This window comes from Acinetobacter sp. AR_0276, assembly GCF_003000705.1.
Classification (GTDB): Bacteria; Pseudomonadota; Gammaproteobacteria; order Pseudomonadales; family Moraxellaceae; genus Acinetobacter; species Acinetobacter nosocomialis.
This window is the reverse complement of the sequence record NZ_PSQO01000004.1, coordinates 1,983,837-2,002,053: the sequence shown is the minus strand read 5'-3', so window position 1 is coordinate 2,002,053 and position 18,217 is coordinate 1,983,837. Positions and strand designations below refer to the sequence as shown.

Annotated in this window: 22 protein-coding genes; 7 read left to right on the top strand and 15 right to left on the bottom strand. The window is 39.4% G+C overall.

The window, feature by feature from the left end; translation table 11 throughout:
- Positions 1-37 precede the first annotated feature (37 nt).
- The 6 genes from CSB87_RS10370 to CSB87_RS10345 form a co-directional block, all read right to left on the bottom strand.
- The gene (locus CSB87_RS10370; RefSeq protein WP_004705938.1) at positions 38-574 is read right to left on the bottom strand and encodes a F0F1 ATP synthase subunit delta; all 537 of its coding nucleotides are present in this window, start codon (positions 572-574) and stop codon (positions 38-40) included.
- A 12-nt stretch (positions 575-586) separates the two neighbouring features.
- Positions 587-1,057, bottom strand: a complete 471-nt coding sequence (locus tag CSB87_RS10365) for a F0F1 ATP synthase subunit B (RefSeq protein WP_002054137.1) — start codon at positions 1,055-1,057, stop codon at positions 587-589.
- Between the two features lie 38 nt (positions 1,058-1,095).
- Positions 1,096-1,341, bottom strand: a complete 246-nt coding sequence (gene atpE / locus CSB87_RS10360; RefSeq protein ID WP_000424060.1) for a F0F1 ATP synthase subunit C — start codon at positions 1,339-1,341, stop codon at positions 1,096-1,098.
- 84 nt (positions 1,342-1,425) lie between these two features.
- Positions 1,426-2,301, bottom strand: coding sequence for a F0F1 ATP synthase subunit A (atpB, locus tag CSB87_RS10355; protein WP_002054274.1), 876 nt, complete (start codon positions 2,299-2,301; stop codon positions 1,426-1,428).
- A gap of 104 nt (positions 2,302-2,405) precedes the next feature.
- Positions 2,406-2,804: an ATP synthase subunit I gene (locus CSB87_RS10350; RefSeq protein WP_000084237.1), complete on the bottom strand. Its 399-nt coding sequence runs from the start codon at positions 2,802-2,804 to the stop codon at positions 2,406-2,408.
- Between the two features lie 170 nt (positions 2,805-2,974).
- The gene (locus tag CSB87_RS10345; RefSeq protein WP_004711044.1) at positions 2,975-3,814 is read right to left on the bottom strand and encodes a metal ABC transporter solute-binding protein, Zn/Mn family; all 840 of its coding nucleotides are present in this window, start codon (positions 3,812-3,814) and stop codon (positions 2,975-2,977) included.
- A 127-nt stretch (positions 3,815-3,941) separates the two neighbouring features.
- Here CSB87_RS10345 and CSB87_RS10340 point away from each other — a divergent pair, with 127 nt between their 5' ends.
- From CSB87_RS10340 to znuB, 3 genes are read left to right on the top strand one after another with little or no spacing between them, the layout of a single operon-like run.
- A complete protein-coding gene (locus CSB87_RS10340) occupies positions 3,942-4,439 on the top strand; it encodes a transcriptional repressor (RefSeq protein WP_002054239.1) in 498 nt (165 codons plus the stop codon).
- Complete coding sequence (gene znuC, locus CSB87_RS10335) at positions 4,412-5,200, top strand: zinc ABC transporter ATP-binding protein ZnuC (protein WP_025466868.1); 789 nt, start codon at positions 4,412-4,414, stop codon at positions 5,198-5,200. The genes CSB87_RS10340 and znuC overlap by 28 nt, the downstream gene beginning before the upstream one ends.
- A gap of 3 nt (positions 5,201-5,203) precedes the next feature.
- Entirely contained in the window at positions 5,204-6,013 is an 810-nt protein-coding gene (gene znuB / locus CSB87_RS10330; RefSeq protein ID WP_006582303.1) for a zinc ABC transporter permease subunit ZnuB, read from the top strand.
- Between the two features lies 1 nt (position 6,014).
- On the opposite strand, the gene CSB87_RS10325 is transcribed toward znuB, so the two are convergent.
- Positions 6,015-6,641, bottom strand: coding sequence for a LysE family transporter (locus CSB87_RS10325; protein ID WP_006582304.1), 627 nt, complete (start codon positions 6,639-6,641; stop codon positions 6,015-6,017).
- Between the two features lie 158 nt (positions 6,642-6,799).
- On the opposite strand from CSB87_RS10325, the gene CSB87_RS10320 reads away from it, so the two are divergent.
- On the top strand, positions 6,800-7,720 hold the full coding sequence (locus CSB87_RS10320) for a Dyp-type peroxidase (RefSeq protein ID WP_006582305.1): 921 nt from the start codon (positions 6,800-6,802) through the stop codon (positions 7,718-7,720).
- A gap of 42 nt (positions 7,721-7,762) precedes the next feature.
- On the opposite strand, the gene CSB87_RS10315 is transcribed toward CSB87_RS10320, so the two are convergent.
- On the bottom strand, positions 7,763-8,917 hold the full coding sequence (locus tag CSB87_RS10315; RefSeq protein WP_004738527.1) for an IS4 family transposase: 1,155 nt from the start codon (positions 8,915-8,917) through the stop codon (positions 7,763-7,765).
- A gap of 130 nt (positions 8,918-9,047) precedes the next feature.
- On the bottom strand, positions 9,048-10,745 hold the full coding sequence (locus tag CSB87_RS10310) for an NAD-dependent malic enzyme (RefSeq protein WP_006582306.1): 1,698 nt from the start codon (positions 10,743-10,745) through the stop codon (positions 9,048-9,050).
- A gap of 496 nt (positions 10,746-11,241) precedes the next feature.
- On the opposite strand from CSB87_RS10310, the gene argS reads away from it, so the two are divergent.
- Together argS and CSB87_RS10300 are read left to right on the top strand one after the other, a co-directional pair.
- The gene (gene argS, locus CSB87_RS10305; RefSeq protein ID WP_031952131.1) at positions 11,242-13,032 is read left to right on the top strand and encodes an arginine--tRNA ligase; all 1,791 of its coding nucleotides are present in this window, start codon (positions 11,242-11,244) and stop codon (positions 13,030-13,032) included.
- A 152-nt stretch (positions 13,033-13,184) separates the two neighbouring features.
- The gene (locus tag CSB87_RS10300; protein WP_006582308.1) at positions 13,185-13,808 is read left to right on the top strand and encodes an SPOR domain-containing protein; all 624 of its coding nucleotides are present in this window, start codon (positions 13,185-13,187) and stop codon (positions 13,806-13,808) included.
- Between the two features lie 44 nt (positions 13,809-13,852).
- Here CSB87_RS10300 and CSB87_RS10295 read toward each other — a convergent pair whose 3' ends face one another.
- The 6 genes from CSB87_RS10295 to CSB87_RS10270 form a co-directional block, all read right to left on the bottom strand.
- The gene (locus tag CSB87_RS10295) at positions 13,853-14,521 is read right to left on the bottom strand and encodes a glutathione S-transferase family protein (protein WP_006582309.1); all 669 of its coding nucleotides are present in this window, start codon (positions 14,519-14,521) and stop codon (positions 13,853-13,855) included.
- 113 nt (positions 14,522-14,634) lie between these two features.
- The gene (locus tag CSB87_RS10290; protein WP_006582310.1) at positions 14,635-15,042 is read right to left on the bottom strand and encodes an OsmC family protein; all 408 of its coding nucleotides are present in this window, start codon (positions 15,040-15,042) and stop codon (positions 14,635-14,637) included.
- A complete protein-coding gene (locus tag CSB87_RS10285) occupies positions 15,039-15,986 on the bottom strand; it encodes a pirin family protein (RefSeq protein WP_006582311.1) in 948 nt (315 codons plus the stop codon). The genes CSB87_RS10290 and CSB87_RS10285 overlap by 4 nt, the downstream gene beginning before the upstream one ends.
- Before the next feature lie 164 nt (positions 15,987-16,150).
- On the bottom strand, positions 16,151-16,456 hold the full coding sequence (locus CSB87_RS10280) for a DUF3861 domain-containing protein (RefSeq protein WP_002054242.1): 306 nt from the start codon (positions 16,454-16,456) through the stop codon (positions 16,151-16,153).
- A 21-nt stretch (positions 16,457-16,477) separates the two neighbouring features.
- Entirely contained in the window at positions 16,478-16,867 is a 390-nt protein-coding gene (locus CSB87_RS10275; protein ID WP_006582312.1) for a Fur family transcriptional regulator, read from the bottom strand.
- A 13-nt stretch (positions 16,868-16,880) separates the two neighbouring features.
- Complete coding sequence (locus CSB87_RS10270) at positions 16,881-17,408, bottom strand: PadR family transcriptional regulator (RefSeq protein WP_006582313.1); 528 nt, start codon at positions 17,406-17,408, stop codon at positions 16,881-16,883.
- A 273-nt stretch (positions 17,409-17,681) separates the two neighbouring features.
- On the opposite strand from CSB87_RS10270, the gene CSB87_RS10265 reads away from it, so the two are divergent.
- The gene (locus CSB87_RS10265; RefSeq protein ID WP_006582314.1) at positions 17,682-18,179 is read left to right on the top strand and encodes a GNAT family N-acetyltransferase; all 498 of its coding nucleotides are present in this window, start codon (positions 17,682-17,684) and stop codon (positions 18,177-18,179) included.
- The last annotated feature ends 38 nt before the right edge of the window (positions 18,180-18,217 follow it).

The following is an 18,217-nucleotide window of genomic DNA, read 5'->3' as shown; positions in this document are numbered from 1 at the left end:
CCTCAATCTTTTATTAGTTCAGTCTTCATCATTTGCATTATGCAAGAAGACGAGTACGCATTTTTTCAAGCTTGTTAAGCGCAGAATCATCTATCACTTGATCGCCTGCACGAATAACCACACCTGCAATCAAAGCAGGATTAACTTCGACAGAAACATTAACTGCTGCCTTGAAGCGTTTTTCTAACGCATGTGCAAGCAATTGTTCCTGAACAGAAGTTAACGGAAACGCCGATTCAATCACGACATCAACCGTATTGTTATTCTGTGATTTAAGCTGTTCATATTCTGCTGCAATTTCAGGTAACAACACTAATCGATCGTTATCTGCAAGAAGTGTCAAAAAGTTAGACACTGCTTGAGATTGATCTTCACCTAAAACTTTAGCAAAAAGCTTCACTTGCTCCGCAGGAGTAAGTTCAGGGCGATTTAAATAAGCGGAAAATGCTTCGTCTTGCACCGCAGCACTGAGCACTTGTAACGCATTCGACCAATTGTCTGTTGCACCTTGCTCAGAAGCATAAGCAAATGCTGCTTTGGCATACGGACGTGCCAACGTCAAGAGTTCAGCCATAATTCGCCTCGCTTAAAGTTTAGCAGCCAGCTGAGACAGCATGGCGTTATGAGCTTCTGCATCAACTTGTTGGTTCAGGATCTTTTCTGCACCAGTCACTGCCAAGGCAGCTACTTGTTGACGTAATTCTTCGCGAGCAGAATTGATCTCTTGATCAACAACTTCTTTAGCTTGTTGACGAATACGCTCACCTTCAGCCGCAGCTTGAGTACGAGCTTCTTCGATCAATTGCGCTGCACGACGGTTCGCTTGTTCGATCAATTGAGCCGCTTGTGCTTTAGCTGCATCAAGCTCTTGCTTCACTTGCGCTTGTGCATCGGCAAGGTCAGCTTTCGCTTTTTCTGCTGCATTTAAGCCATCAGCGATTTTACGCTGACGCTCACTAATCGCATTGATTAGTGGTGGCCAAACAAACTTCATGCAGAATGCGACAAAAAACGCAAACGCAATCGCTTGACCAATCAATGTGAGGTTGATATTCATTGCAATTCCTCAAATAGTGGATTTCGGAATTAAGCTGATTAACCTACAAATGGATTAGCGAAGATGAAGAACAAGCCAATACCAACACCGATCATAGGCACAGCATCAAGAAGACCCGCGATTAAGAACATACGAGTTTGAAGTTGTGGAGCTAATTCTGGTTGACGAGCTACAGCTTCTAAAAAGCGACCACCCAAAAGACCAAAACCAATCGCAGTACCCAAAGCACCGAAAGCGATCAAGATAGCAGATGCAATTGCAACTAGACCTAAAGTGAGTTCCATGAAAAATTCCTCAGAGGTTAGGTTATTACCAAATTAAATTAAAAAAATTCAGCCCAACCATCATTTGATAGTTAGGCAATACCATTAATGTTTTTCGCTTGCCATGCTCAAGTAAACGATGGTAAGCATCATAAAGATGAATGCCTGCAACGTGATTACAAGAATGTGGAAGATCGCCCAAGGCACAGATAACGCCCATTGAATCCAGAACGGCAATAATGCGATCAGGATAAAGATTAACTCACCGGCATACATGTTACCGAACAGTCGGAGAGCCAATGAAATAGGACGAGCAAGGAATGTTACCAATTCCAAAATCAAGTTCACTGGAATAAGCAACGCTTTTGCAACTGGATTACTTGGGTTAAATGGGTTAAGTGCCAACTCGCCTACGAAACCACCAACACCCTTCTCGCGGATGCTGTAGAACAAGATAAGTACAAATACAGATAAAGACATACCAAGGGTAATGTTTGGATCTGTAGATGGAACGATCTTGAAGTAAACGTGGTGAGGGTCCATGCCAAATACGTGAGCACCAACAAATGCAGCAACTTGAGGAATCCAGTCAACTGGAATCAAGTCCATTAAGTTCATGAGGAAAATCCACACGAAAATAGTGAGTGCAAGTGGAGCAATTAAACGTGATTTGCCATGAAAAGTATCACGGACACTTGAGTCAACAAACTCAATGATCATTTCAATTGCAGATTGGAATTTTGTTGGAACGCCAGCTTTCGCAGTTTTCGCAACCATCCAAAACAACAAACAGAAAATCACACCAAGGCCAATTGACCAACCCATTGAATCCAAGTGAATTGCAGTGAACCCCATCGAATGAGCTTCTTCAGCAGTCTCAGCCAATTTCCATGTACCGTCTGGCATTTTGCCATAGGTCATATTGGTCAAGTGATGCTTGATATACTCTGTCGAAGTGAGGGCATGTTCTTCAGCAGCCATAAATCACACCTGGTCAATGTCAATTACTAAAAAGAAGGGAAACGAACATCGGCGTACTGTCGATATCTCGCCACCCTCCAAAAAATCTTCAATTCTTCTTGTTTCTATACTCGTTTTTGTAGACGTGAAACCCAAAAAGGAGCAACCCACGACATCGCTTGAACGAGGATAAAACCAAACAGCAATGCTAACGGTGATAAAGGTTTAACATTGCTCAAAATCAAAATAAATCCAACGATCATAATTGCAAATTTGCCTAACATGCCCCTATACATGTTAGACAGCACTTGTTTAGATGCTCTCGCACCTGCCGTCCTGAAGGATTGCCACGCAAAATAACTGGTAGCAAGCCAGCAGACCAATGCACCAAGTGCCGCACTTAATGCTGCTGTCATGTCTTTTATGCTCCACGCCACAAGTGCGGAAACAGGGATCATGCATGCTTGTAAGAAGACCAAAGCTTTTGCTAATCGTCGGTCAATCAAGCGACTAGTTTGGCTCATTATTTATCCACTCACAGCATAAATGCTTGACAAGTTTAGCTGATGATCGCTTTTAATCGCAGGCATTATAGAGTTACACCCCTGAACATGCAATCTTTTCCCGACTTTAGTCGGGGTTTTTCGTGACAGGTGGTGCTGACGCTACAGTCAGCCTTTGTTTACTTTTTATCTTACTTTTGCGTATTTAATACACATTTATCGGTTTTTATCGCCAGTTTCTTCCATGCTGTTACAAAATCGTCCTCATTATTCATACTTTCATCAACGGGTTGGAAGGTAATACTGCCCAGTTTCTGATATTGACCTTTTGTTGTGAAACTTTCTGCAAGTAAACACATCTGAGGTTTTGGTCGATTATCATTAAGATACTTAATTTGAGCTGCTGTAGGTGCAACATGCGGGTCATCCGTTAAAGCACCTGCAAACTTTAAATTAAGCGAGCGTTCCAAATACTGATAAGCATCATGATAAGACCAATATGGTTTCCCATTACTTGAGCTATCGTAAGCTTGAGCTGCCTGTAACATATTCCGGGCAAATATATTGGCATTATTCCAATACTTTGCTTTGTTTTCAGGATGCTGCTGTGAACGCAAAGCTGCAATAAAAAAGCCAATCCGTACTGCATTGTTTGGCTCCAACCACACATGCGTATCCACAGTATTTGGTAAAGCAGCACCACGCGTATTACGCTGCGGCAAAATAGAAAGAATACCACTGTCTAATAAAGAAATTGCTTTCTTATTGTTACTCAGCAGTTTGTTTAGCGGAGCTTCATGAGCCTTTCCTAACCAAATCACCAAAGAGGCATCATTGATTGCTTTACGATGTGCCGGGGTGAGTTGTACGTCATGTCCACTTTGGCCCTGAAGCAATAATTGAGGTTCTTCAACACCTTTGGTAATTTCTTTTGCAATCAAATAGATTGGGTGTGTAGAGACAACCAAACCCTGACTCCAACCTAGCGTACTCAAAAGAGAGAACATACTGAAAACAAAAACGCGGAACATGACAGACCATCAATTAGTAATAGCTCGAAGCATGTTATAATATAACAAAGTTACAAAAATACCTAAGATTAATCGAATGAAGCATCGCTTCATGCTAATATTCCATTAAAAATTTGAGGTTATGTCTATGAGTTCTTGCACGCATGAACATCATGATTCTTTGCATGGTGTACATGATCACCATAATGTCGCAAGTCGTTTAGCTGAAGCAGAAACTTTATGTTCTGCAGTTGGCGCACGTCTTACGCCTTTACGTAAAGAAGTTCTTGAGCTCATTTTAAATGCTTCAGGTCCAATGGGTGCGTATGACTTATTAGCACGTATTAAAAGTCAGACAGATCGCCCTGCCGCTCCTCCAACTGTTTATAGAACTTTAGACTTCTTATTAGAAAAAGGTCTAATCCATCGCTTAACATCTATTAATGCTTATATTCCATGCTGTCATCCACGTGAAGGACATCAAGCTGCATTCCTAATTTGCACCGAATGTCACACTGTTAAAGAAGCATCTTCACAAGGTCTAACTCAACAACTCGACCAACTTGCAGCTTTAGATGATTTCACAGCACAACACAGCATTATTGAAATTTCGGGGAAATGCCAGCAGTGCCGCACAGCTCGCTAAATCCTGTATTAATACAACTTGAACAGGTTTCTGTTCGCCGTGATGATCGGGATATATTAAAAAAAGTCGACTTTGATCTGCATCAAAATGAAATTGTGACCTTAATTGGTCCGAATGGTGCGGGTAAGTCGACTTTAATTAAAGTTCTACTTGGTATTTTAAAGCCAAGTAGCGGACGTGTCATAAGCGATAAAAAACTAAAAATGGCTTATGTCCCTCAAAAATTTAATCCCTCTCATAGTCTTCCTTTACGTGTTCAAGATTTATTAAATCTTGAAAAGTGTAGCCCTACCCTTCGTCAGGAAATTATTCAAGACACCGGTATTGCAAAGTTACAACAATCAAAAGTTCAACAACTTTCCGGTGGTGAACGTCAACGCGTACTATTGGCACGCGCTTTACTTAGAAAACCAGATATTCTCGTTCTTGATGAACCGATGCAAGGTCTAGATATTCAATCTGAAGCTGAGCTTTATGAATATGTACGTAGTCTGCCGGAGCGTTATGGATGCGCCATCTTAATTGTTTCCCATGACTTACAATGGGTTATGCAAGGCACGCATAGAGTTGTTTGTTTAAATAAACATATATGTTGTAGTGGATTACCCGAAAATATTCAGCAGCATCCTGAATATCAGGCAATATTTGGCACCCAGCGAGTCTTTTATCAACACCATCATGACCACTGTGCGCATGGTGATGCGGCACACCCCTGCCCTCACAATAGTAGACCTCACATCCACCCAGAACCGGAAGCTTAAGCCATGATGGAATGGTTACAATTATTGTTGCCCGCATGGATTATGGGAACCCTATTGGTCTTTTTGACCGCACCACTTGGTTGTCTCATGCTATGGAGACGTATGTCTTTTTTTGCAGACACCATGGCACATGGAACCTTACTTGGGGTAGCAATTGCTGGTGCTTTAAGCCTTCCCCTCTGGTTTGGCGTGGCAGGTACGGCTATTTTATTAGTCGCTATTTTATGGGCACTACATGACAATCGTTTACCAAACGATGCTTTGCTTGCCCTATGTTCAGCAACATTACTATGTAGTGGCCTCCTGTTTATTCAGCATGTTCCAAGTTTAAGACCGGAGCTTTTAAGTTATTTATTCGGTGACTTACTGAGTATTGACTGGCCAGACCTACCTGTTTTCACATTAATTATTGCTATATCACTGGCAATTCTTTATCGCTTTTGGCAACCTCAAATTCAAATTGCAATTGATCCGGACATTGCGATTAGTGAAGGTGTAAATGCGAAATGGCAGCGTCTTATCTTCATGTTACTGCTAGCCTTATTTACAGTATTAGCTTTACGTGCAGTTGGTTCACTTTTAATGGGAGCACTACTGGTTATTCCAGCATTGAGCGCCCGATTACTCGCTCACTCACCAAAGCAAATGGTTATTTGGGCTTTTGTTTTAGCTCAACTCGGTGTCAGTGTTGGCCTATGGTCAAGCGCAGCACTTAATATCTCGACTGGCCTCAGTATTGTTTTATGTATGGCTTTGAGTTTTGCTCTCATTTTTATGGTTCAAAAAATCAAAAATCAAACTCAAGCGGCCTAAATCAGGCTGCTTGATGAACCGTACTTAACAATAATGCTGCGCAACTAAACATGACAGCAAAACCACGGTTCAAATATTTTTGTTGCTTAGGAGAACGTAGTAATCTTAAAACTTTTGAAGCCAGCCCTGTATAACCAGCCATGACAATCAAATCAATCGTAACCATAGTGACTGCCATAATTAGATATTGTATCCATTGAGGTTTATTTAAATCTAAGAACTGAGGCAAAACTGCCAATAAAAATACAATCGCTTTAGGGTTACTGATATTGACCACAAATCCATTTAACAGCAGAGCAGAAACAGTTTTATCCTTTTTTTCGTGTTGAATTTCTATGTCTTTTACTGGTGCAGTCCACTGCAAATAAGCTAAATACAGCAAATAAGCTACCCCAAACCACTTAACAGCCTGAAAAGCTAATGGGGTCGTTGCAAATAAAACACCTACACCTGCCGCCACAATCATGATTTGAATTAACAAGGCGATTTGCAAGCCAATTGCATTCCAGTAGCCATGTCTAAATCCATAATTTAAGCCGCTCGACATAGAAGCAATAGCCCCTGCTCCCGGAGAAATACTAATGACCCAACAGGCCAACACATAAGCAAACCAAACTTGCAAAGACATAGCGAAAATAGACAATAAAAGTGGAATTATACCGTTTTATAAAACTATCGCGGCGATAATTCAAACAATAAAATCAATAAATAGACTACTAACAGCTCTTCGCATCAGGCACAATAATTAAAGCTCATACTAAATTATAATTGAGGAGAGATCTTCTAATGACTGCTCAATCTGTCATTTTGCCATTACCATCTGATCATGCCCGTTTTATTGTTCTTCGTTTAAAAGATCTAACAATTGCTGAATTAAAAGAACAACTCGAAGCTTTATTCGAAACACGTGACCGTCTCATTACTCAGCATTCAGACGCGCAAATTAAAACAGCAGTCGCTTTTGGTCCAGAACTTTGGAAACAGCTTTACAGTCAATCTCCTGCTGGCTTTAAACAACTTGAACCAGAAAATGGTGCATTCAACATGCCCGTCGTACCAGCTGATGTGCTTATCCACATTGCCAGTATGCGTTCTGATATTTGTTTTGCTTTAAGCCAAGCATTTTTTGAAGGTATTAAAGATAAAGTTGAGGTTCTGGATGAGCGTGTTTGTTTCCGTTACTTCGATGGTCGAGATATTACTGGCTTTATAGATGGCACTGAAAATCCTCAATTTCCAGACGACCGCGCAGAAACCGCTCTCCTCCCAGAAAGTGCTGGAGTATTTGCAGATGGTAGTTTCATCTTTGCGCAGCGCTATGCACACGACTTGGAAAAATGGAAAAAACTTAAAGTCGACGCACAAGAAAATGTCATGGGCCGTACCAAGCTTGAATCTATTGAATTAGATGATGATGTTAAACCGGAAAATGCCCATGTCGCTCGTACTGTCGTTGAAGATGATGAAGGCGAAGAAATGGAAATTTTACGTCATAGCTTACCTTACGGTGATGGTCGAGGTGATCAAGGCCTATTCTTCATTGCCTACACCAAAGACCTGAACATTATTGATGCGATGTTAAAGCGTATGTTTGGTACAAGTGGGGATGGCATCCATGACCGCTTACTGCACTTCGTGACACCACTAGACGGCGCATATTACTTTGCACCAAGTGAAGAATTGCTAGAAGAAATTTTAGAGGCTTAAAAGATAAAAAGAGGAGCTTAAGCCACTGCTGTCCCACAAATATCACAAGAAGAACCTCAATTGAGGTTCTTCTTGTTTTCGCCATTTTTTATCAGGCACAAAGAGTGACCTTAAAAGTTTCCTTTCAAATAAATTGACCTGAATAATTCTCAGTAAACGCTGAACACTCCATCCTTCTTGTGCCATGTGTTTAGCGAAGTTCACCAGCAAATAGGCAATTAATGCAATCCATATTTGCGTTTGTATCGCATTGCGGCTTCGACCTAGAAATGACTTCAGTTTTAAATTCTGCTTGATGGCTTTAAAGAATAACTCAATCTTCCAGCGGTCTTTATAAATTGCAGCAATGGTGGATGCTGCCAGATGAAAGTTGTTGCTCAGAAATTCGAATGTTCTTTTCTTATCTGTATCATAAAACTCTATACGTCTTAATAATTCAGGTGCGCCTCTTTTCTTGGCATACGCACTGCTCAATTCAATACATTCATCCGCAATAATCCCTTTAGTCGCTAATACGCTGCGGCTTGATTTAACTTGATAAACTGTCTTTGGGCGTAGCCGGGTTACAAAGCTGACGTTCTGAAGTGTCAACTGAGCAAACCATTGATAATCAACATATCCTTTATCAAAGACGATAATGCTGCCAGCAGGAAATTTAAATGCTCTGCCTTGCACCATATCATTTTCAATACCATCCCCAAGCGCTACAAATTCAGGAATGGTATTGCTGTGATTTAAGCCAACACTGAGTTTAATACTGGCTTTGGATTCATGCACTTTTGCCCATGCGCACAATGACAGTGAAAGATCAATATGACTGGCATCTAGTGAATACAGCGGATTTTTGAATCTAAATTTATGTGCAGTTTTAGAGTTTTCACAGCGCTGAAGCAGCTGTGTGAACAATTGCTGATACAGGCTGGCGGGCTGTTCTTCGTTGAGTCTTGCTAAGGTGCTTCGCGCAATTCTCTTCGCGCCAAGATGATAGAGCTTTTCCTGCTGGGATTCGAGATTGGATTGAATGTCTCTTAAGCTTTGCCGACAAGAAAGTTGGGACATCAATATGGCAACAAACTGATCCCAGCGGGTGGCTGATCTTAATTTTTGCCCAGAGTGGTGCAGTTTAGCCAGACGTTCAAAATCTTGTCTTAGAATGGGTTTGAGTAATTGATGAAATACGGTATTCTGATGTGACAAAACCTGAGTCCTTTATAGTTAAAGTGTTTGTTTGCACTCATATTTTAACTATTTAGACTCAGGTTTTTTTATTTAGAGCAAACTATGGGACAGTAGTGGAGCTTAAGCTCCTCTTTTTATATTCTCATTCTTAGAAAGGAATACGCTTATATTTACGGTATTCTGGTTTCCAGAATGACTGATCAATTTTCTGCTTAAGTAAATCATCACTAATGGTTACAGCCACACCATCTGCCATTGCAGCTTTTGCCACTTCAAATGCAATCACTTTAGATACTTGTTGAATTTCGCCTAAAGGTGGCAATAAGTCAGCTTGTGGATCTTTCAGCAACGGTGAACAGTCTGCTAATGCACTACTTGATGCCATAAGCATGTTTTCTGTAACACGTTTAGCACCTGATGCTACTACACCTAAACCAATACCAGGGAAGATGTATGAGTTATTGCACTGCGAAATATTGTAAAGCTTGCCGTGATGATTTACAGGCGTAAATGGACTACCCGTTGCAATTAATGCTTTACCTTCAGTCCACTCCACAATATCAGCCGGCACAGCTTCCACACGTGAAGTCGGGTTAGATAACGGCATCACAATTGGTCGTTCACAATTGGCAGCCATGGTCTTAATAATTTCTTCGGTGAATAGGCCTGGCTGACCAGAAACACCGATTAACACTGTAGGCTTGGCATTTTTAACAACATCAAGTAGTGAAATTACTTCTTCAATGTTGCCCCACTGATCTACTACTTCAGCTTTTTGAGCTAACTTACGTTGGAAGTCTAATAGGTTCGGCTGGTTTTCAGTGATTAAACCAAAACGGTCTACCATGTAAACACGAGCACGTGCTTCAGCATCGGTTAGACCTTCTGAAACCATTTGTGCAACGATTTGCTCTGCAATACCACAACCCGCTGAACCCGCCCCCAAGAAAGCAATTGTTTGGTCTTTTAACTGTTTACCTGCTGCACGGCTTGCAGCAATCAAACTACCAACAGAAACCGCTGCTGTTCCTTGAATATCATCATTGAAACAACAAATTTTATCGCGATATTTTTCTAAAAGTGGCATCGCATTTTTTTGTGCGAAATCTTCAAACTGGATGAGTGCTTTTGGCCAACGACGTTTTACAGCTTCAATCACCATATCTACAAACTCATAATACTCATCACCACTAATACGTGGTTGACGCCATCCCATGTAGATCGGGTCATTTAATAATTGAGGGTTATTCGTCCCTACATCGATTGTGATTGGCAATGTGTACGCAGGGCTAATACCACCACATGCGGTATAAAGCGAAAGTTTCCCAATTGGAATACCCATGCCGCCAATGCCTTGATCACCAAGACCTAAAATACGTTCACCATCCGTAATCACGATGACTTTAACGTTGTTTTTATTAACGTTCTGCAAAATATCATCAATCACATCGCGATCTGGATATGAAATAAAAACACCACGATGACGGCGATAGATATCAGAGAAACGTTGACATGCCTCACCTACGGTTGGTGTGTAAATAATTGGCATCATCTCTTCAAGATGATTTTCAATTAAATGGTAGAACAGAGTTTCGTTAGTATCTTGGATATTACGTAAATAGATGTGCTTATTAATATCATCATTGAAAGCGCAATATTGCTGATAAGAGCGCTGGCTTTGCTCTTCAATAGTCTCAATAATATGTGGAAGTAACCCGTGTAAGTTAAAGTTACTTCTTTCTTCTTGAGTGAAAGCGGACCCTTTATTTAAAAGGGGTAACTCTAAAAGTGTATAGCCTGCATAAGGGATATAAAGTGGGTGTTTACTTGGGTGTCCTGATATCATTGCCTATCTCATTTTCCAGCTTAGAACTCCGAAAAGTACAGTTTCAGCACTCTCTAAAGCTCGTTGTATGCGTAAGCTTAAGACTATTTAATACAAAATAGGTATTTTAAACCGTGATATTGAAATTGAATACTATTTAGAAAAAACATACAACAAAATTAATATTAAAAATTAATTACTTACATTTTTCATCTTTTTTAAAATTATTCTTAATTAACTGTATATCTGACTTAAAATCTTATATTTACTTACCACCTTACATTTTCATAAAAAATACCAAGTGTTTTACTATCTTATAATTTAAAAAATATTGCCTATAAAGCCTGTATTTACGTATTTTCAGAATTGAATCACATTTATTTTTTAATATTTACAAAAAAAATAGTTATATGGAACTTCAAGAAAGAAATTAAATGAAAGCGTTAAATGCACTCCCCTAACTCATAGGAAATTTGCTATATTTGACGTTTTTCTGCGACATCTATTTTCGATTGATATGAATACGGCAATACAAGCAGCTCTCGACCATGCAGTGCAAACCCTTCAGCAAGAAGGTGTGCTTCCTTCGGATTGGAATAATTCAAGCAATTTAACGCGCACCAAAGACCGAAGCCATGGCGACTTTGCTTCTAATATTGCCATGATTGGCTCTAAAGCTGCTGGTATGAAACCACGCGATTTAGCTGAGAAAATTCTCGCAGCGCTACCAGAAGTTGCAGATATCAGCAAAGCTGAAATCGCAGGTCCTGGTTTTATCAATTTCTTTTTAAATGCAGACCAACGTTTTGCGATTCTTGACCAAATTCAAGCTCAAAAAGAAAGCTTTGGTCGTAGCCAATCAAATGCAGCTAAAAAGATTCAGGTTGAATTTGTTTCTGCAAACCCGACATCTAGCCTACACGTAGGTCACGGTCGCGGTGCTGCTTATGGTATGACTGTTGCAAACTTACTTGAAGCAACAGGTGCAAAAGTTGACCGTGAGTACTACGTGAATGATGCTGGCCGTCAAATGGATATTTTGGCGACTTCTACCTATTTACGTTATTTAGAATTATTGGGTCAAAATCTTGTATTCCCAAAAAATGCTTATCAAGGCGACTACGTTAAAGAGATCGCCCAAAGCATTATCGACAAAGATAACAATGCATATGTTCGTGATGTAGCAGACGTCTATAAAGATGTACCAGAAGATGTGCAATATGCTGAAGAGCTAGATAGCGAAGGCAACAAAGTCGTGTTATCTGGTGATAAAGAAAAGCATATTGATGGCCTTATTGCCAACTCACAGCAGTTATTAGGTGAAGGCTACCGCGTATTCCATCAAGCAGCTCTTCATGCCATTTTAGATGATATTAAAGATGACCTTGCTGACTTCGGCGTAACCTTTAACCAATGGTTTAGCGAAGCGTCTCTTAGCGCAAAAATTGACGAAGCGTTGGAAACACTTGATCAACGCGGCTTCCTGTATGAAAAAGAGGGCAACATCTGGTTTAAATCGACTGAATTTGGCGATGAAAAAGACCGTGTTGTTAAACGTCGTAATGGTCAAACGACTTACTTTGCATCTGACATTGCATATCACTTAAATAAACTACAACGTGGTTATACCGACCTTGTTGATATTTGGGGTTCTGACCACCACGGTTATATCTCTCGCGTAAAAGCTGCGATTGATGCAATGGGTTATGACTCGAAAAAATTGACTGTTCTTTTAGTTCAGTTCGTAAGTTTGTGGCGCGGTGGCGAGATGGTTCAAATGTCATCTCGTTCAGGTCAATTCGTGACTTTACGCGACTTACGTAAAGAAGTTGGGAACGATGCTGCTCGTTTTTACTATGTAATGCGTAAGAGCGAACAACACATTGACTTTGACTTAGATCTTGCTGTATCACAAAGTAAAGACAATGCGGTTTATTATATTCAATACGCTCATGCACGTATCTGCCGTATGTTAGAAAAAGCAGCAAGCACTGGCTTACAGTTTGAAGTGGATGCTGCTCGTTCACATGCTGCGCGTTTATCACTTGATGCAGAAACTGAAATTCTTGCTAAACTGGCTGCATATCCAGACGTTGTGTTGCGTGCTGCTAATGCGTATGAACCGCACCAAGTAGGTAACTACTTAAAAGAATTAGCTGCGCTATTCCACGGTTGGTACAATGAGCATAAAGTTTTAAGTGATGATGCTGAACTTACACAAGCACGCTTATTACTTTCAATCAATGTACAACAAGTACTGCGCAATGGCTTAGAATTACTCGGTGTTTCTGCACCTGAAGCCATGTAATTTACTGTTGGGGTATTTGGCAAAGTCATATACCCCTTCGTGTTGTAAGGAATAACGCTTTGTAAGGAAATCCACCCATGCAAAGCGATGTTTTAAAGTAAACGAGAACTAAACTCGAAATAAAACAATCAAAAGACAGAGGAATAATCCACGTGTTTGGCAAAACGCAACGCGGTGTATCTGAAAGACCTAATAAGCCTAAAAAGCCTTTAATTCCTAAATGGTTAGGGACACTTGTCGCTATTTTAGCGGTCTTATGTATCGCAGTAGTGCTCATGCTTTGGAAACCGTGGCAACCAGTTTCTTCAAAAAATCAGATTACTTCTGATCACTACAAAGAAGAAGAAACCAATAAAGATTACCGCTTTTACGATTTATTGCCTCAACAGCAAGTTACCCCTATTCCAGAACAGGCAGTTCCAGAGAGCAAAAACCAAGGTACCGCTATGATTGTAGAGGCACCTAGCACAGCTCAACCTGCTGCCTCAGAAGCTGTTGCTAGTACTGATGATAATACGGACTCTACAGCTGCTGCACCTCAACAACCAAATTACATTTTACAGGTCCGTAGCTATGCCGATCCGGATCAAGCAGATGCTCGACGCGCAGAGATCATTTTAAATGGCTTATCTGCTGATGTAATTAGAAGCTCTGAAAATGGAAAGACGTGGTACCGTGTTATTTCTGGTCCATACGATACCCAAGAAGCTGCGCTTGCTGCTCAGCAAACATTACAGCATAGCGGCATTGACTCTATCGTAATTAAACGCAAATAAAGCATAAGTAATAAAAAAAGGAACAAATATTTGTTCCTTTTCTTTTAAATATCAGCACAATTTCTTTCGTTTGACCCCAAACCTTTCTGTCTTGCTTTCTGGAAAGCTGGTCTTTGCTGAATCCGATGTAAAAATGCTTGAATATGCGGATATTTGCCTTGAAGACGTGACTGTAGAGCCTCTAATGGAAAGCTCATTTGAATATCGGCAAATGAAAAATCCCCTGCAAAATATTCATGTTCAGACAAGTAGTTTTCTAAAAAACTAATATGATCTTTCATACGTGGGCGAACAAAATTTGCCTTCACCCCTTCTGTAATTTTCTTTGCTACAGGTTGAATTAACCAAGGTACATGTTTGTTCACATTATTCATAACCAAAGTCATCACTAATAACGGCATAAGTGAACCTTCAGCATAGTGCATCCAGTAAATATACTGCTGTAAATCCTGAGCTTGCTTAGGTTTAAATTGCTGTTTTTGATCATAGCGCTGCTGCAAATATTCTAAAATAACAGCGGATTCTGTAATGACTTGCTCATCATCTGTCAAAATTGGCGCCTTGCCGAGCGGATGGATACATTTCAACGTTTCCGGTGCCGAATAGTTAGGTAAGCGTTGATAATAATGAATATCATAATCTAAGCCTAACTCTTCTAAAGCCCATAAAATCCGAAACGATCGCGAACATTCCAGGTGGTGTACACTAATCATGTTATTGCCTACTTTTATTTTTCTTTTTTACATAAAAAACAGCATGTGAACATGCTGTTTTATTCCATTTGTGGGATGGATATAAAGTCATCCACCTCAACAAAATAGCATTTTTATGCTGTAACAAGCACAGTATGAATGTCTAAACTACGTAACAAAGTTTTAGTTACTGGCGTTTTACTACATACCGTTAAAATTTTCTGTTGAAGCTCTTCGTTTGGCAACTCTTTAAAAACAATACGACGCTCGATATGTTCTTCATGCTCACGATTGGTATGAAAATCAATTTCAACCGAGAACTCACCAAAATCATATTCTTTATGCTTTGCATACATTCTTAATGTAATGAGTGTGCAAGCTGCCAGACTTCCAGTCAGCAAATCATAGGGTGCGGGCCCCTCATCATGACCTTCTAACTTTTCCGGTTCATCACAAAAATATTGATGACGGCCACTGGTAATTTCACCTTTCCACTGTTCGGCAAGAGGTTTTGCCTTACTACTCGCGATTACTACTGTCATTTTGATGCTCTCATTTGATCTGGAAGAACTGGAGCCTCTAAACGTGCACCAACATAATCTGGAATTTCACCAAAACGTACATCATGATTAATCCACTGTTCACGTGCTTCTTTTAAATCATCCATAGTACGTGCAACAAAGTTCCACCATAGCAAAATTGGAGTTTCAAACGGTTCACCGCCAATTAACAGCACACGGTTACCTTTTTTGATTTCAATCTCAATTTCACTTAAACCCGTATCTAATACAACCATGTTGTCGGCAGTGAGTTCATGACCATTCACATGAGCAACGCCATCTAATGCCATGAAACCATATTCAAACTCAGGATTTAATGGAATACGTGTTTTAGTATCGTGGGTTGCAATAAGGTCCACACCTACTAACGGTGTATGCACCACAACTGGAGAAGTCGTTGCCAAATATTCACCGACAAGAACTGTAAATTCTAGACCATCTTTTTCAACAACAGGCAACTCAGGATAATGTTCAAATTTCGGATCCATATTGCGCTTATGATCAGGTAAAGCAATCCAGAGCTGCGCAGCATGCATTTGAGTTTCAGTATCAGGTGCAACTTCTGTATGAGAGATACCATGACCCGCTGTCATTAAATTAACTTGTTTAGGACGAATTAATTGTTTTGAACCCAAACTATCGGTATGCATCATGGTGCCTTCAATCATCCACGTGAAGGTTTGCAAACCAATATGCGGGTGCGGACCCACATCTAAACCATTACCTGCAGGAAATGTTACTGGGCCTGCATGATCCAGAAAACACCACGCCCCAATCATTCGCTTTTGTCGACTAGGTAAAGCCCGCTTAATCACCGTCCCCTGTCCAATTTCAGCAGAGCGAATTGGAAATTCCTGAATGAATTGATTGGCAAATTTCTCGCAATCCTTTGAATCAGAAATATCGTAATCGTTATTATTGCTCATGATATTACTCTCTTTTACCTATGCTTTTGCAATGAGTTGTTATACTGATCTTAACAATACACTCATTATTCAATATAGTCTTTTAGTAATACACAGGGTGCTATCAATGAGACAATCGATTTTTAATTATAAAATAGAAAATAATTAAAGCTGCTTAAAGCAGCTTAAGATGATTGAGTTTTAACAAGCTGTTTTAGATTTTTCATAAATTGCCCGAACTGGGGAAAGAACTCTTGAAACAGTGGATGGTCCCGATTTTCCAACATGACTTCACTAAAAAGTTTTAGACCAACTCCAAAAGATTTCGTAGTTTGATCATCGAAAAATTCTGCATTCTTTAACTTTTCAACAATCTCAAAAATGTCGTCATGATTACCGGTATAGAACTCGAGCCTTTCCGTATAGTTAGAAACTTCGCCTTTGGCATCTTTTAAATGTTGTACAGTAACGTGATATTGATGCTGTTTCATATATAAATTCTCTATTACAAATTAATGGTTTTGGATAATTTCAATCTGCTTCAAGTCAACTTGAAATTGAGTAAATACAGATTGCAAACTCGCTAGAAATTGTTCTTGTTTCGCTTGTGTCAACTCTGCACAATAAATTTGTAGAAGTTGATTATTGGCTAACTCTGATAAATTAAATTTCGCTTCACCACGCTGAAATTGAGTATTTGAGATTAGGCCTGCTCCTTCCAAATCACTGACCACCCGATAAACTGTTGCCAAGCTCAATTTCTGTTTTTGGGTATAGAGCTTTTGATAAATTTGTTTAACCGTTAGATCTTCCGCTTGCTGTTGAATTAAAGATAAAACAACAAGTCTTGGATGAGTGACTTTTAGGCCCGCTTCTTTGATTTTTTGCTGTAGCTCTAGCATGGCTTATCTCAACTTATAGACGCCCGATTGCAACCGCAGCCTGATCAATTTTTTCGGCAATTTGATAGATTTGCTCTTGCTTTAAGTCAGTAGTATTCAATTTCAAACGTAAGGCTGTTTTCAAATTTTCCATGGCGCGGTGAATTTCAATTAATTGATCATTACTGTGAATTTCACGTCTTAAACGTAATTTTTCTAACAGTGCATTTAACTTATCTTTTTGTTCAGTTAAATAAGCCTCACCAAACTCCGTAATTTGATATTGCTTGCGCTCTATATCTAACAAGTTAATTAGGTTCATTTCTTCCAGACTGGTTAAAGTCGGATAAATTGTTCCCGCACTAGGCGTATAGCCATCACCGACCAAATCACTGATTTCTTTTATAATTTCATAACCATGCTTAGGACTTTGCTGAATAAGGTGGAGTACCAGAAGTTTCATACGTCCCGCTTCAAAAAGTCTTCCACGGCGACCTGAACGGTGATGTCCGTGGTGATGTTCATTGTGCTCAGTATGATGATGTTCTGATTGTTGTTTCATCTTTAAAGATTCTCTAATATGTTTAATTTATGCATATTAAGATATATCTTAATATATCTTTTATCAAGTATAAGTAATAGAATACGAACTATTGTATTGATATTTATTAGGATTAATTTTTAGCTTTAAAAGTTAAGCAATAAAAAAGAGTGCTTAAGCATCTTACTAGATCGTTTTCTGAGAAGAAGTTTAAGCTGACGAAAGAAAAGAATATTTATGATGAATTTCTTATAAAATGTAATATGTTAATTTTTCTCTTTAATCATAAATAATATGCACTTGTGTTATGTAAGCGATTTAACATTAGCAGATGCGTCTAATTTAGTTAGACTTTATACAAATGATACGACTAGAAAGTATTTAGGTGGACCCTTGGAAGTATCTCTAGCTCAAATGCGAGCACATACTGATATTAATACTCCAAGTAAATTACCTATTTGGGCAATTCGATCTTCTACTGATCATAATTTTCTAGGAATTATATCTCTGGATACTCATCATGACGGCTCAGATATCGAAGTATCATATGAATTGCTGCCGGAATATATGGGATATGGATATGCAACTCAAGCACTTGAATTTGTTTTAAATTATTCATTTAATGAATTAAATCTTAAGAAAGTAATAGCTGAGACTCAAACACAGAACAAAGCATCAATCAAATTACTAGAACGTGTTGGAATGGTTTTTGAGAAATCAGTAGAACGTTTTGGTTCAAATCAAAGTATTTTTTTTATTACTAATCACCAGTATATCGATAAACATAAATAATGCTTTTATCAATAGACATAAAAAAGGCAGGATTAAAT